Below are 14,526 nucleotides of genomic sequence, written 5' to 3' on the forward strand. Positions count from 1 at the left end.
GCGTATGCGTCGCGCGACCGGGGAGCGGGCCCGCACCCGCGCCCCCGACCTGGCCCGATACCACCGCGGTGCGCGGCGCGCGGGCGAGCGGCGCGGGCGTTCCCCGAAAGGGGAAGGCCGTCCGTATGCGGGACGGGTCCCGACCGGCCGGGTCTAGTCTCCGGATTCCGCCGAACGGGGGAGCCGGTTTCCACGCCGCGCGGAGACCGGCCGCGGAGAACACCGTGGCGCGCTGCCGCGGAAAGGCCGCGCGAAGTACCGGGCCGCCCCCCGTTCGGTGCCCGTGGCGCCCCGGACGGGACGCGGTCGTTCCGGCGGCGCGGGCACGGGGGACTGTTTCCTGACAGCCGGAGGCACGGGAGATGACGGACGGCAGGCTGTACGGCCGGGTACGGGTGGTCGAGTTCGTGCGGGACGCGCTGAGACGCTCCGGCGTGCCCGGCGGGCCGCTGCCCCTGGTGCTGCTCGTCGGGTCGCACGGCAGCGGCGGCACGGTGCTGCTCGACCGGCTGTGGCGGGAGTTCGGCGGGCGCTGCCTGAGCGCCCGCCTCGACCTGGATCGGGCCGAGGCGGTCGAGGACATCGTGCTGGCCGCCGTCCGGGGCTGGGGGCGCCGGGTCCCGGGCATCCACCCGGTCCGCTTCTGCCGCACCCGGATGATCTTCAAGGCGCTGAGCTTCGTGGACGACGGCGGCGGGCGCGCCGCGTTCGAGAAGTACCTGGCGGCCGACCCGCAGGACGCCGCCGCCAGTTCCGCGCTCGACGGCCTCGCGGCACGCGCGGCCCCGCTGCTCCCCGCCGACCAGCAGGTGCTGCTCTCGGCCGCCGCCAAGGTGGTGGGGACGCTGCTGTCCGGAATCGGCCGGCGGCGGCGCGGCGACGCGGCGGCCCGGCATTGGCTGGAACAGCACGCGCCCGGCAGCGGCAGTGCCACGGACCGGCTGTGGGAGGTCCACCGCCGCCACCACGGGCGCAGCAGTGTGCCGGACGCCGCCCGCTCGGCACTGAAGACGGTCTGCGCCGCCCTGCTCGCGGACCTGCGCGCGGACTTCAACGGGCGGTCCCTGCGCGGCCAGCGGCCCGCCAACTGCCTGCTGCTGCTCGACGAGGCGGGCAGCCGGGCCGGCGAGCTGTTCCTGGAACTGGTCGCCGAGTGCCGCCGGGAGAGCCACCGGGCGCGCGAGCGGCCCGACCCGGTGCTGGTGGTGGCCGCCAGGCGCGGCCGGGCGCACACCGCGATGGCCCCGCTCGCCTCGACCGACGACCGGCTGGCCTTCGCCGTCCGGCACCCCGCCGCTCCGGCCGGCGCGGACCACCCGGTGTGGTGGTATCCGATCAGGCTCACCGACCTCGGCCACGAGGACGTGGTGGTGATGTGCGGCAGCAGCGTCCTGGGCAGCCAGAAGCGCGACGCGAGCCACCTGCGCGACCTGACCGGCGGCCACCCGGAGGCGGTCGACCGGCTCGCGCACCTGCTGGCCCGGCCCGAAGCGGCCGCGCGGGACCCGCGGCTGCTGCTGGACCGGCCGCTGCCTCTCGCCGAGGACCTGCCCGACCACTGGCCGCCGCCCGGCCGCCCGACCCGGCCGGGGGCCGCGGCACCGGACCGGGACGGGGGCCCGACCGTGGCCGCGTACCTGCTGCGCCGCATCCTGGCGGACGACCACGGCGACGACCTCACCGACGGCCTCGACGACAGCCTCGCCGCCCTCAGTGCCGACCGCCTCGCCGGCATCGGGGGCGTCCCCGCCGCGGACCCCGGCGGCGGCTCGCTGCTGGACACCATGGCCGTGCTCGCGCTCACCCCCGGCCTCCGGCTGGGCGCCGGCACCGCGGCGCTGCACTTCCTGGGCTGGACCCGGTTCTCCGCGGCCGCCGCACGCCACCGGCTCGCCGCGACGCTGTGGTTGCAGGAGACGCCGCCCGAGCCGCCCGAGGAGCAGCCCGGGGGCCCGGCCGCACCGGCCGCGGCCCCCGGACCCGCGGTACGGCTGCACCCGCTGGCGGCCGTCCTGCTGCACCGCCGGCTCGCCGCCGTCCCCGAGGTGTGGGACGGCGCCCACCAGGGCTACGCCGCGCACTACTCGGGCCGCGACGACGAGCCGCTGCGCCACCACCACCTCCTGGCCCGGGTCACCCTCTCCCACCGCGAGCTGCTCGCCGAGGTGGCCGGCTACCTGGAGCGGGAGTACGACCGCTGTGCGACGACCGAGCAGTGGCAGTCGCTCCTGGGCCAGGTGGCTGCGGCACCCAACCGGCTGCGCACGCAGGGCGATCCGCGCACCTTCGTCACCGGCCTGGCCGGGCGGCCCGACCCCCGCGACCGCGGCCGGACCATCGGGCGGCTGGTGGCCGCGCGGTGGCTGCACGGCGACCGCTCGTTCGACCCGCACCACCACCTGGCCGGGCTGGTCGCCGCCGAGTACGGCAACCTCGCCGCGATCGCCGGCGGCAACGAAGCGCTGTTCGAGGAGTCCGGCAAGTACCACCTGGTCGAGGAGGAGTGGAAGCAGCGATGAGAGTTCCGCGCGCGCTCAGGACGTACGAGCAGTGGTACGGCAACCTGCCCCGCCCGATGCGGGCGGCCGTGGCCGCGACGGTCGCGCTGGGGCTGGTCGCCGCCCTGCTCGGCGCGCTGGTGGCCGTCGACCGGGTCCGCCACCGGCCGTGCATGCGCTCCGGCGCGACCACCGTCACCCATGAGGGCGCGAACGGCGAGTGCGTCGGAATCACCGACGGCGCCTACGCGTTCGACCCGCGGATGCGCGGCGTGGAGCAGCGGGTCCGCGAGGAGAACCGGGCCGTCACCCGGGAACACCCGAAGGACTACGTCAGCGTGGTGCTCCTGCTCCCGATCTCCGCCCACAGCGGCAGCATCATGTCGATGGCCAGCATCGTCGAGCAGGTGCGCGGCGCCTACACCGCGCAGTACGCCGCCAACCGGCAGAGCGTCGAGGGCGTCGCGCCGTACATCCGGCTGCTGATCGGCAGCGACGGGTACCAGGCCAACCAGTGGAAGGCGGCCACCGAGACGATCGAGCACGCCACCGCGCAGCACGTGGCGGCGGTGACCGGGCTCGGCCTGAGCCTGGACGGCACCAGCCGCGCGGTGCGCGAGCTGACCGGCCGGGGCATCCCCGTGGTCGGCGCGACCATCACCGCCGACAGCTTCAGCAACATCAGGAACTTCGTGCGGGTCGCCCCGAGCAACCAGGACAACATGGCCGCCGCGCTGTCGTACGTCCAGGCGCGGTACCCGCGCGCGGTGCTGGTCGAGGACGGCAACGCCGGCGACAGCTACGACGCCACACTCGTCAGCGGCTTCCGGAAGTTCGCCGCCCTGCCGCACCACCGGATCGTGGACGTGGAACCGTTCGACACCACCAGGCGCGACCGGGCCGTCTCGGAGTCGGACCAGGCCGACGCCGAGCAGGAAGTCGCCACCCGGATCAGCCAGATGGCGCTGGACATCTGCGCGCAGCAACCCGCGGTGGTGCTCTTCGCCGGCCGCGGCCAGGACGTCGGGGTGCTCGTGCACGCCTTCGCCACCACCTGCCTGGACAAGCGGATCGAGATCGTCAGCGGCGACGACGTGCCCAACCTGGCCGTCACCCCGCAGCTGCGGCGCGACCTGGACGGCCACGTCGAGGTGGACTACGCGGGCGTCGCCCACCCCGACGAGTGGGACTTCGCCGACAGGCCCGGCGCGACGCGGGACGAGCAGGACGGCGCCCGCGGCTTCCACGCCTTCGACCAGACCTTCCAGCAGCTCTTCCCCGGCGGCGCCCTCACCGACGGCAACACCATGACGGCGTACGACGCGACCCTGACCGGCGTGTCCGCGATCCGGCTGACCGAGCAGCGGCAGCCGCCCGCCGAGGCGGTGGCCGGTGAACTCGGTGCGCTCCAGGGCGCCCACCAGGTGCTCGGGGCGAGCGGCCCGATCCGGTTCACCGCGAACTACCAGACCAGTCGTACCGGCAGCGATCCGGTCGGCAAGGCCGGCCCGATCCTGCGGCTGGGACCGGACGGCAGCCCGCGCGTGCTGAGGGTGACATGGCCGTCGGCCGCGCCCCCGGTCGGATGAGCCGCTGGCCGGCGGGCACGGCGTGGCGCGGGAGCTACCGGTCGCGGCGCCTGATCTTCGCGCCCAGCCACACCAGCGGGTCGTACTTGCGGTCGACGGCGCGCTCCTTCAGCGGGATCAGCGCGTTGTCGGTGATGTGGATGTGCTCGGGGCAGACCTCGGTGCAGCACTTGGTGATGTTGCAGTAGCCCAGCCCGTGGTCGTCCTGCGCGGACTCCGCCCGGGTCGGGCCGCCGCCGGCGGCAGCCGCGTCCAGCGGATGCATGTCCAGCTCGGCGACGCGCATCAGGAACCGCGGCCCGGCGAACGCGTCCTTGTTCTCCTCGTGGTCGCGCACCACATGGCAGGTGTCCTGGCACAGGAAGCACTCGATGCACTTGCGGAACTCCTGCGAGCGCTCCACGTCCACCTGCGCCATCCGGTACTCCCCGGCCGCGACGCCCTCCGGCGGCACGAACGCCGGGATCTCGCGGGCCTTGGCGTAGTTGAAGGACACGTCCGTGACGAGGTCGCGGATCACCGGGAAGGCCCGCAGCGGCGTGACGGTCACGCTCTCGCCCCGCTCGAAGACCGACATCCGGGTCATGCACATCAGCCGCGGCCGCCCGTTGACCTCCGCGCTGCACGAACCGCACTTGCCCGCCTTGCAGTTCCAGCGCACCGCGAGGTCGTTCGCCTGGGTGGCCTGGAGCCGGTGGATGATGTCGAGCACCACCTCGCCGTCGTTCACCTCGACGTCGTAGTCCGCGAGGCCGCCGCCCTCGGCGTCGCCCCGCCACACCCGGAACCGGGCCGTGTACGTGCTCACGCGTCCACCTCCTCGTCCGTCAGGTACTTCCGCAGCTCGTCCGGTTCGAACAGGGCGAGCAGGTCGGGCCGGATCGGGGCGGTCGCGCGGCGGCGCAGGGCCACCGCGCCGCCGGCCGCGTCCGACAGCTCGCAGACCAGGTTGACCCGGCGCCAGGCGCGGTCCATGTCCGGGTGGTCGTCGCGGGTGTGCCCGCCGCGGCTCTCGGTGCGCTCCAGCGCCGCCCGGGCCACGCACTCGCTGACCAGCAGCATGTTGCGCAGGTCGATCGCCAGGTGCCAGCCCGGGTTGAACTGCCGGTGCCCCTCCACCCCGGCCCGCCCGGCCCGCTCCCGCAGCACCGCCAGCCGCTGGAGCGCCTGCTCCATCTCCGGGGCCCGCCGGATGATCCCGACCAGGTCGTTCATCACCTGCTGCAACTCCTGGTGCAGGGTGTAGGGGTTCTCGACGGCGGCGCTCCCGGCGGCTCCCGCGGCCCCGCCCTCCCGGCCGGCTCCGGCTGCTCCGGCCGCCCCCGCCTCGTCGGCCGCGGTGAACGGCCGCAGCGCCTCCGCCGCCGCCTCGTCGATCTGCGCGTCGTCCGCGACGGGGCGGCCCCCACCCAGCCCGGCCGCGTATCGCGCCGCGTACAGCCCCGCGCGGCGGCCGAACACCAGCAGGTCGGACAGGGAGTTGCCGCCCAGCCGGTTCGAGCCGTGCATGCCGCCGGCCACCTCGCCGGCCGCGAACAGCCCCGGCACCCCGGTCGCCGCCGCGGTGTCCGGGTCCACCTCGACCCCGCCCATCATGTAGTGGCAGGTCGGCCCGACCTCCATCGCCTCGGCGGTGATGTCGACATCGGCCAGCTCCTTGAACTGGTGGTGCATCGACGGCAGCCGGCGGGTGATCTCCTCCGGCGACAGCCGGGTGGACACGTCCAGGAACACCCCGCCGTGCGGGGAGCCGCGCCCGGCCTTCACCTCGGAGTTGATCGCGCGGGCCACCTCGTCGCGCGGCAGCAGCTCCGGCGGCCTGCGGTGGTGGTCGGGGTCGGTGTACCAGCCGTCGGCCTCCTCCTCGGACTGCGCGTACTTCTCCTTGAACACCTCCGGCACGTAGCCGAACATGAAGCGCTCGCCCGCGCTGTTGCGCAGCACCCCGCCGTCGCCGCGCACCGACTCGGTGACGAGGATGCCCTTCACCGACGGCGGCCAGACCATCCCGGTCGGGTGGAACTGGATGAACTCCATGTTGATCAGCGGCGCCCCGGCCAGCAGCGCCAGCGCGTGCCCGTCGCCGGTGTACTCCCAGGAGTTGGAGGTCACCTTGAACGACTTGCCGACCCCGCCGGTGGCCAGCACCACCGCGGGCGCGTCGATCACGAACAGCCGCCCCGACTCGCGGACGTACCCGAAGACCCCGGCGACCTCGCCGCCCGGGCCCTTCAGAACCCGGGTGACCGTGCACTCCTGGAAGATCCGCAGCCGGGACTCGTAGTCGCCGCCGGCCGCGCGGTCCTCCTGCTGGAGCGCGACGACCTTCTGCTGGAGGGTGCGGATCAGCTCCAGGCCGGTACGGTCGCCGACGTGCGCCAGCCGCGGGTACTCGTGGCCGCCGAAGTTGCGCTGCGATATCCGCCCGTCCGCGGTGCGGTCGAACAGCGCGCCCCAGGTCTCCAGCTCCCAAACCCGGTCCGGCGCCTCCTTGGCGTGCAGCTCGGCCATCCGCCACTGGTTGAGGAACTTCCCGCCGCGCATGGTGTCGCGGAAGTGCACCTGCCAGTTGTCGCCGGAGTTGACGTTGCCCATGCTCGCCGCGATGCCGCCCTCGGCCATCACCGTGTGGGCCTTGCCGAAGAGGGACTTGCAGATCACCGCGGTGCGCAGGCCCTGCGCGCGGGCCTCGATCGCGGCCCGCAGCCCCGCGCCGCCCGCACCGACCACCACCACGTCGTAGGCGTGCCGTTCCACATGACTCATCTCAGAAGAACCTCGGATCGTCGAAGACGCCGCTGGACACCAGGTACACGTACAGGTCCGCGACGCCGACGCTGACCAGCGAGGACCAGGCGAGCAGCATGTGGCGGCCGTTGAGCGCCCCGACCCAGCCCCACAGCCGGTAGCGCACCGGGTGGGCGGAGAAGTGCCGCAGCTTGCCGCCGATGATGTGCCGGCAGGAGTGGCAGGACAGGGTGTACGCCCAGATCAGCGCGATGTTGACCAGCAGCACCAGGGTGCCCAGGCCCGCGTGGCCCCAGTGGCCGTGCCGGTCGCGGAAGGCGAGCACCGTGTCGTAGCTGAGGATGCCCGCGACCACCACGGCCAGGTAGAAGAAGTAGCGGTGGATGTTCTGCAGGATCAGCGGCAGCCGGGTCTCCCCGCTGTACGACGCGTGCGGCTCGGCCACCGCGCAGGCCGGCGGCGACAGCCAGAACGAGCGGTAGTACGTCTTGCGGTAGTAGTAGCAGGTCAGCCGGAAGCCCAGCGGGAAGACCAGCACCAGCAGCGCGGGCGACAGCCCCCACCAGTTCCCGAACAGGTGCCAGTCGGCGCCGCCGTTCATGTCGGTGCAGTTCGAGGCGAGGCAGGGCGAGTAGAACGGCGACACGTACGGCGCCGCGTAGTAGTGCGCGCCGGCGAACGCCCGCCAGGTCGAGTAGCCGACGAACGCGGCCAGCCCGAGCGCGCTGACCAGCGGCGGCAGCCACCAGCGGTCGGTTCTCAGGTGCGGCGCGGAGATGGCCGCGCGGCCGGGGCTGCCGACGCCGCGGGCGGTGCGCGCGGGGGAGGGCGGGGTGGTGGGGGAGTTCGGTGCGGTTCCGGTCGACAAGGGTCACTCCGCGGTGGAGGGCGGGGAACGCACCCGCCGGGCGGGGCGGCGGGTCGGGGCCGGGATGAGGCCGCGCGGCGCGGCGCCGGCGTCGTACGCCGGGACCGCCGGGGCAGGGACCGGTCGGCGGGGGCGCCGCTCAGGGCGCGTGCCGGTGCGGGGAGCCGAGCCCCTCGTCCTCGGCGTCGGCCCACAGCCCGCGGTCGTAGGGCGCGTCCGGCACCGGTACGACCTCGGGCACGCGGTGCCGGGCGGCCGCCGGGACCGACTCCCGCAGCAGGCTCAGGCTCTCCCGCAGGTGGTCGGCGGCCGACCGCACCCGGCGCATGTCCAGGGTCTCGCCGGCGTGCTCGTCGAGCCGGCCCACGCAGCGCATCAGGTCGTCCAGCCGCCGCTGGACCGAAGTCAGGTCGTCGTGCAGGGACATGGGTGCCCTCGCCATCGGTCGCCGTGCGTAGTTACGGAGCTGCGAAGGTGCGAAGGTGCGAAGCAGCGCTGCGAGTGTCGCGTGTCACACCGGCTCTTGTGAAGACCGCTGCACGGACCGGGCCCGGAACCGGCCGGACCCGCGCGGCCCGCCCGTACGGCGGTCGGCGGCGGTTTCTGAGCCGTCCGGGTGGACCCCGGGCGCAGGTGCGTCGTGTCCCGGGCCGCAGCGGGCACAGCTCTTCTTGCAGCGAGGGCGGAGCCCCCGCTGCCCCCGTCCCGTGCTTCAGGCCGATCGATGACGTCCCGGTCGTGCGCCGTAGAGCGGCGCCTGCCGGGCCGCGGAGGTGTCCGAGCCCATGAACCGCAGCGCGCAACCGACCGCCGTACCGCCGGCCCCTCCTCGGCGGCGGCGCCGCCGTGCCGTGTCGACCACGGTGTGCGTCGCCGTGGCGGTGGCGGCCGGCGCCACCGCGCTGACCGCCTGCTCCTCGTCCGGGACCAAGGCGGCCGGCACCGCCGGGACCGACGTGGCCGCCGTCTCCCGCGCCGGGGTGCGCGACGGCGGCACCCTGACCTGGGCCGTCGACGCGATGCCGAAGACCCTCAACGCCTACCAGTCCGACGCGGACGCCGGCACCACCACCGTCACCGGCGCGACCCTGCCCGCGATGTTCCGGCTGGACGCCCACGGCACCCCGCGGCTCGACACCGACTACGCCACCGCCGCGAGCGTCACCGCCCAGGACCCGCGCCAGGTCGTCACCTACGACCTCAACCCGCGGGCGAAGTGGAGCGACGGCCGGGCCGTCGGCGCCGACGACTTCGTCGCGCAGTGGAAGGCGCTCGGCGGGAAGAACAGCGCGTTCTGGACCGCCCGCAACGCCGGCTACGACCGGATCTCCGCGATCAGCCGCGGCGCCGACGCGCACCAGGTCAAGGTCACCTTCGCCACGCCCTACGCCGACTGGCGCTCGCTGTTCGCGCCGCTGTACCCGAAGTCGGTGACCGGCAGCACGGACGCCTTCAACGACGGCGTGCGCACCTCGCTGCCGGTGTCCGCCGGGCCGTTCACGGTGAAAGCGGAGGACACCGACGCCGGGACCGTCACCCTCGCCCGCAACGACCATTGGTGGGGCGCGCGGGCCAAGCTCGACAAGATCGTGCTGACCGCGGTGCCGCGCGACAAGCGCCCGGCGCAGATGGCCGCGGGCAAGCTGGACGTCGCCGAGATCGACCCGGACGAGCTGGCCGCGGCCAAGCGCACCACGGGCGTCGGGGTGCGCACCGCGCCGGACGCCGCCTATGCGCAGCTCGCGCTGAACGGCAGCTCCGGCCCGCTCGCCGACGAGAAGGTGCGGCACGCGGTGGCCCGCGCGATCGACCGGAAGAAGATCGCGGCGACCGTCCTCACGCCGGTCGGGCTGACCGCCGAGCCGCTCGGCAACCACCTGGTGCTGCCCTCGCAGGAGGGTTACGTCGACCACAGTTCGGCGCTCGGCAAGGCCGACACCGAGCAGGCCGCGGCGCTGCTCGCGGACGCCGGCTGGCGGCAGCCGGCCGCCGGGAAGACCGGGGAGAAGGCGGCCGGGCCGGCCGGGTCGGGCCGGGTCACCGCGTCCGGCGCGCTGACCGTGGTGGAGCCGGCGCGGGCGGCGACGAAGGACGGCAAGGACCTGACGATGCGGTTCGTGCTGCCGGCGGACTCGCCGACGCTGGACCAGGTCGGCGGGCAGATCGCGCGGATGCTCTCGCGGATCGGCATCCGCACGGAGATCAGCAAGGTGGCGGAGGACAGCTACTTCCAGGACCACGTCGCGTCCGGCGACTTCGACCTGGCGCTGTACTCGTGGCCGGGCACCGCGTTCCCGGCGACCGACGACACGCCGATCTTCGCGAAGCCGGTGCCCGCGCCGGACGGGTCGCTGGCGGTCGCCGAGAACTACACGCGGGTCGGCACCGACCAGATCGACCAGCTCATGGCGCGGGCCGGCACGGAGCTCGACGCGAAGCAGGCGCGGAGCCTGACGGACCAGGCCGACGAGCGGATCTGGGCGGCCGCGGCGTCGATCCCGCTCTACCAGCGTCCCGAGGTCGTCGCGCTGCGGACCGACGTGGCCAACGCGGGGGCCTTCGGCTTCGAGACGCCGGCGTACCAGAACATCGGGTTCCGCAGGTAACGGGACCCTCCGGCTCGGGTGGTCCTGTCGGTTCCGGGACCACCCCCGGTGGGTGGCTTGTCGCGCAGTTCCCCGCGCCCCTGTATTCGCTCGGCCCCCTCCGTGCCCACCCGGAGGGGGCCGCAGTCGCTCGGGTACCCCGTGGCTCGCCTACCATAGGGTGAGGCCGTGGCGTGACCCTGCCCGGCGGGCGATTCGCGTTGAAGGAGAAGGCGCGACGCCATCCACGATCCCGGGAGAAGCGCCGCAGTCATGTCCACGCGCCACGACATCCGTAACGTCGCCATCGTCGCCCACGTCGACCACGGGAAGACGACCCTGGTGGACGCCATGCTGAAGCAGGCGGGCGCGTTCGCCGCGCACCAGCATCTGGACGACCGGATGATGGACTCCAACGACCTGGAGCGCGAGAAGGGCATCACCATTCTCGCGAAGAACACCGCCGTCAGGTACCACCCGAAGGACGGCGGAGACCCGGTCACGATCAACATCATCGACACCCCCGGCCACGCCGACTTCGGCGGCGAGGTCGAGCGCGGCCTGTCCATGGTCGACGCGGTGGTGCTGCTGGTGGACGCCTCCGAGGGCCCGCTGCCGCAGACCCGCTTCGTGCTGCGCAAGGCACTGTCGGCACGGCTGCCGGTGATCCTGTGCATCAACAAGACCGACCGCCCCGACTCCCGGATCGACGAGGTCGTCAACGAGACGTACGACCTGTTCCTGGACCTGGACGCGGACGAGGACCAGATCGAGTTCCCGATCGTCTACGCGTGTGCGCGGGACGGCATCGCCTCGCTCACCAAGCCGGAGAACGGCACGGTGCCGGCCGACAGCGACAGCCTGGAGCCGTTCTTCTCGACCATCCTGTCCACCGTCCCCGCGCCGACGTACGACGAGGACGCGCCGCTCCAGGCCCACGTCACCAACCTCGACGCGGACAACTTCCTCGGCCGGATCGCGCTGCTGCGGGTCGAGCAGGGGCACCTGGAGAAGGGGCAGACGGTCGCGTGGATCAAGCGGGACGGCACCGTCTCCAACGTCCGCATCACCGAGCTGCTGATGACCGAGGCGCTGACCCGCAAGCCCGCGGAGTCCGCCGGCCCCGGTGACATCTGCGCGGTGGCGGGCATCCCCGACATCATGATCGGCGAGACGCTCGCCGACCCGGAGAACCCGATCGCGCTGCCGCTGATCACGGTGGACGAGCCGGCCATCTCGATGACGATCGGCACCAACACCTCGCCGCTGGTCGGCAAGGGCGGCAAGGGCCACAAGGTGACCGCCCGCCTGGTGAAGGACCGGCTGGAGCGCGAGCTGGTCGGCAACGTCTCGCTGCGGGTGCTGCCGACCGAGCGCCCGGACGCCTGGGAGGTGCAGGGCCGCGGTGAGCTGGCGCTGGCGATCCTGGTCGAGACGATGCGCCGGGAGGGCTTCGAGCTGACCGTCGGCAAGCCCGAGGTGGTCACCCGGGAGATCGACGGCAAGCTGCACGAGCCGATCGAGCGGATGACCATCGACTCGCCGGAGGAGCACCTGGGCGCGATCACCCAGCTGATGGCGACCCGCAAGGGCCGGATGGAGACGATGACCAACCACGGCTCGGGCTGGATCAGGATGGAGTGGATCGTGCCGTCCCGCGGCCTGATCGGATTCCGGACGGAGTTCCTCACCCAGACCCGCGGCACCGGCATCGCGCACTCCATCTTCGAGGGCCACGAGCCGTGGTTCGGCGAGCTGCGCACCCGCAACAACGGCTCGCTGGTCGCGGACCGCGCCGGTGTCGTGACGCCGTTCGCGATGACCAACCTCCAGGAGCGCGGCGTGCTGTTCTGCGAGCCGACCACGGAGGTCTACGAGGGCATGATCGTCGGCGAGAACTCCCGCGCCGACGACATGGACGTGAACATCACCAAGGAGAAGAAGCTCACCAACATGCGGTCGTCCACCGCGGACGTGACCGAGTCGATCGTGCCGCCGCGGAAGCTGTCGCTGGAGCAGTCACTGGAGTTCTGCCGCGACGACGAGTGCATCGAGGTCACCCCGGAGACCGTGCGCATCCGCAAGGTCGTCCTGGACCAGAAGGAGCGCGGCCGGGCGGCCGCCCGCGCCAAGCGGTAGCCACGTCCACCGGAGGGGCGCTGGGCGCGATGCCCGGCGCCCCTCCGGCATGTCCGGCGGCGGTGCCGCCGGCCCGAGTGGCTGTCCGGTCAGTGACCGGCGGCCGCTGTCGCGCGTCCGGATATCGGACACGCCCGCCCGTTAGTTAATTCACATTTCCCGTTTTGTTGGTGTCTGTATACGTTCCAGATTGTCCGGATTTCAGGATGGCATATGCCTGGCGCCGTGATCTGGGCGTGACCAGGGCTGCTCCGAGGCCGTCCACCGTGACGGATAGTGGATCGGGTTGAGCTCGGGTCAATGGGTCACGCGCGGTCACACCGCCGACTCTCGGGCGCGGTAGGCCGCAGTCGCTGTCAGGGGTGTCAGAGGCGTTCGGCCTCCGTACATCGACACACGTATCGACAGTGACTCCTGAGGAGGCATACCCATGCGCGGTGCCAAGAGCGCCAAGTGGGTCGTAGGAGCGGCAGTGGTGGCGCTGGCCGCGACCGCCTGCGGTTCCGGCAGCACGGACAACGCCGGCGGTTCCGACGACGGGATCGTCCGCGCCTGGTGGGGCGACCCCCAGAACCCGCTGGAGCCGGCGAACACCAACGAGGTGCAGGGCGGCAAGGTCCTGGACATGATCTTCATGGACCTCAAGGAGTACGACCCGAAGACCGGGAAGGCCAACCTCGAGGCGGCCCAGTCGATCACCACCACCGACCAGCAGAACTTCACCATCAAGCTCAAGCCGGGCCTGAAGTTCTCCGACGGCACCGCGGTGACCGCCAGCTCCTTCGTCGACGCCTGGAACTACGGCGCGCTGCTCACCAACAAGCAGCTCAACGCGTACTTCTTCGAGGACATCGACGGCTACGACCAGGTCCACCCGGCCAGCGGCTCCCCGACGGCGAAGACCATGTCCGGCCTGAAGGTCGTCGACGGCTCCACCTTCACCGTCAAGCTCACCCAGAAGTTCTCCACCTGGCCGGACCGGCTCGGCTACAAGGCGTTCGCGCCGCTGCCGAAGTCGTTCTTCACCGACCACGCCGGGTACCTGAACAAGCCGGTCGGCGACGGCCCGTACAAGGTCGTGTCGTACAGCAAGGGCTCCAGCATGAAGCTGGTCCCGAACCCGTACTACACCGGCCCGAGCAAGCCGAAGAACAAGGGCGTGCTGCTCAAGGTCTACACCGACTCCAACACCGCCTACGCCGACCTCCAGGCCGGCAACCTGGACGTGCTGGACGACATCCCGGCCGAGCAGCTCACGCACGCCAAGTCCGACCTGGACGGCCGCTACCTCAACCAGCCGGCCGGCATCATCCAGACCGTCTCCTTCCCGCTGAACCAGAAGTCCTGGAGCAAGGCGGGCATGGAGAAGGTCCGGCTCGGCCTGTCGATGGCGATCGACCGCAAGACCATCACCCAGAAGATCTTCCAGGGCACCCGCACCCCGGCCGGCGACCTCACCTCGCCCGTGCTCGGCGCGGCCGGCGGCTACAGCGCGACCATCGCGGGCGACGCGGTGACGTACAACCCGGCCAAGGCGCGCGAGCTGATCAAGGCCGGCGGCGGCATCCCCGGCGGCCACATGACGATCGGCTACAACGCCGACTCCGGCTCGCACAAGCAGTGGGTGGACGCGGTCTGCAACAGCATCAACAACGTGCTGGGCGACAACAAGGCGTGCGTGGGCGCCCCCACCGGCACCTTCGCCGACTTCCGGAACCAGATCACCAAGGGTGAGATGACCAACCCGTTCCGGTCCGGCTGGCAGATGGACTACCCGCTGATCGACGACTTCCTGACGCCGCTGTACGCGACCGGTGGCAGCTCGAACGACTCGCACTACAGCAACCCGAAGTTCGACGCGCTGATCAAGCAGGCGAACGCCGAGCCGGACACCACCAAGGCCACGCAGCTCTACCAGCAGGCCGAGAAGCTGCTCTTCACCGACATGCCGGTGATCCCGCTCTGGTACCAGAACGGCGAGGCGGGCTGGTCCTCTCGCGTCTCGAACGTGACCGAGAACGCGTTCAGCTACCCCGTCTACACGGACATCACGGTCAACAGCTGACCTGATGCCGTGCCGCGCCCGCCCCGGCGACCCC

The 14,526-nt window shown here is 72.5% G+C and carries 9 protein-coding genes; 5 read left to right on the plus strand and 4 right to left on the minus strand.

Annotation, left to right across the window (positions count from 1 at the left end):
- Nucleotides 1-362: 362 nt before the first annotated feature.
- Nucleotides 363-2,519, plus strand: coding sequence for an ATP-binding protein (locus AC3EVP_RS03195; protein ID WP_435125737.1), 2,157 nt, complete (start codon nucleotides 363-365; stop codon nucleotides 2,517-2,519).
- Nucleotides 2,516-4,087, plus strand: a complete 1,572-nt coding sequence (locus AC3EVP_RS03200) for an ABC transporter substrate-binding protein (protein ID WP_435125739.1) — start codon at nucleotides 2,516-2,518, stop codon at nucleotides 4,085-4,087. The genes AC3EVP_RS03195 and AC3EVP_RS03200 overlap by 4 nt, the downstream gene beginning before the upstream one ends.
- Before the next feature lie 34 nt (nucleotides 4,088-4,121).
- Here the strand turns inward: AC3EVP_RS03200 and AC3EVP_RS03205 are convergent, their stop codons facing one another.
- From AC3EVP_RS03205 to AC3EVP_RS03220, 4 genes are all read right to left on the minus strand, one after another.
- On the minus strand, nucleotides 4,122-4,895 hold the full coding sequence (locus tag AC3EVP_RS03205) for a succinate dehydrogenase/fumarate reductase iron-sulfur subunit (RefSeq protein ID WP_335980637.1): 774 nt from the start codon (nucleotides 4,893-4,895) through the stop codon (nucleotides 4,122-4,124).
- Nucleotides 4,892-6,853, minus strand: coding sequence for a fumarate reductase/succinate dehydrogenase flavoprotein subunit (locus AC3EVP_RS03210; RefSeq protein WP_435125742.1), 1,962 nt, complete (start codon nucleotides 6,851-6,853; stop codon nucleotides 4,892-4,894). The genes AC3EVP_RS03205 and AC3EVP_RS03210 overlap by 4 nt, the downstream gene beginning before the upstream one ends.
- 1 nt (nucleotide 6,854) lies before the next feature.
- Nucleotides 6,855-7,703 (minus strand): hypothetical protein, encoded by an 849-nt coding sequence (locus tag AC3EVP_RS03215; protein WP_435125744.1) that lies wholly within the window; start codon nucleotides 7,701-7,703, stop codon nucleotides 6,855-6,857.
- 139 nt (nucleotides 7,704-7,842) lie between these two features.
- Entirely contained in the window at nucleotides 7,843-8,130 is a 288-nt protein-coding gene (locus AC3EVP_RS03220; RefSeq protein ID WP_335980632.1) for a hypothetical protein, read from the minus strand.
- Between the two features lie 424 nt (nucleotides 8,131-8,554).
- Here AC3EVP_RS03220 and AC3EVP_RS03225 point away from each other — a divergent pair, with 424 nt between their 5' ends.
- The 3 genes from AC3EVP_RS03225 (at nucleotide 8,555) to AC3EVP_RS03235 (ending at nucleotide 14,492) form a co-directional block, all read left to right on the plus strand.
- Nucleotides 8,555-10,309 carry an ABC transporter family substrate-binding protein gene (locus tag AC3EVP_RS03225; protein ID WP_435172842.1) on the plus strand — a complete coding sequence of 585 codons (1,755 nt, stop codon included), beginning with the start codon at nucleotides 8,555-8,557 and terminating at the stop codon, nucleotides 10,307-10,309.
- A gap of 252 nt (nucleotides 10,310-10,561) precedes the next feature.
- On the plus strand, nucleotides 10,562-12,427 hold the full coding sequence (gene typA / locus AC3EVP_RS03230) for a translational GTPase TypA (protein ID WP_335980627.1): 1,866 nt from the start codon (nucleotides 10,562-10,564) through the stop codon (nucleotides 12,425-12,427).
- 430 nt (nucleotides 12,428-12,857) lie between these two features.
- A complete protein-coding gene (locus AC3EVP_RS03235; RefSeq protein WP_435125751.1) occupies nucleotides 12,858-14,492 on the plus strand; it encodes a peptide ABC transporter substrate-binding protein in 1,635 nt (544 codons plus the stop codon).
- The last annotated feature ends 34 nt before the right edge of the window (nucleotides 14,493-14,526 follow it).

This window comes from Actinacidiphila sp. bgisy144, from assembly GCF_057708105.1.

Coding starts and splice junctions, on each gene's coding strand:
- AC3EVP_RS03220 (WP_335980632.1), bottom strand. CDS start 8,130: ATGTCCCTGCACGACGACCTGACTTCGGTCCAGCGGCGGCTGGACGAC.
- AC3EVP_RS03235 (WP_435125751.1), top strand. CDS start 12,858: ATGCGCGGTGCCAAGAGCGCCAAGTGGGTCGTAGGAGCGGCAGTGGTG.
- AC3EVP_RS03195 (WP_435125737.1), top strand. CDS start 363: ATGACGGACGGCAGGCTGTACGGCCGGGTACGGGTGGTCGAGTTCGTG.
- AC3EVP_RS03210 (WP_435125742.1), bottom strand. CDS start 6,853: ATGAGTCATGTGGAACGGCACGCCTACGACGTGGTGGTGGTCGGTGCG.
- AC3EVP_RS03200 (WP_435125739.1), top strand. CDS start 2,516: ATGAGAGTTCCGCGCGCGCTCAGGACGTACGAGCAGTGGTACGGCAAC.
- typA (WP_335980627.1), top strand. CDS start 10,562: ATGTCCACGCGCCACGACATCCGTAACGTCGCCATCGTCGCCCACGTC.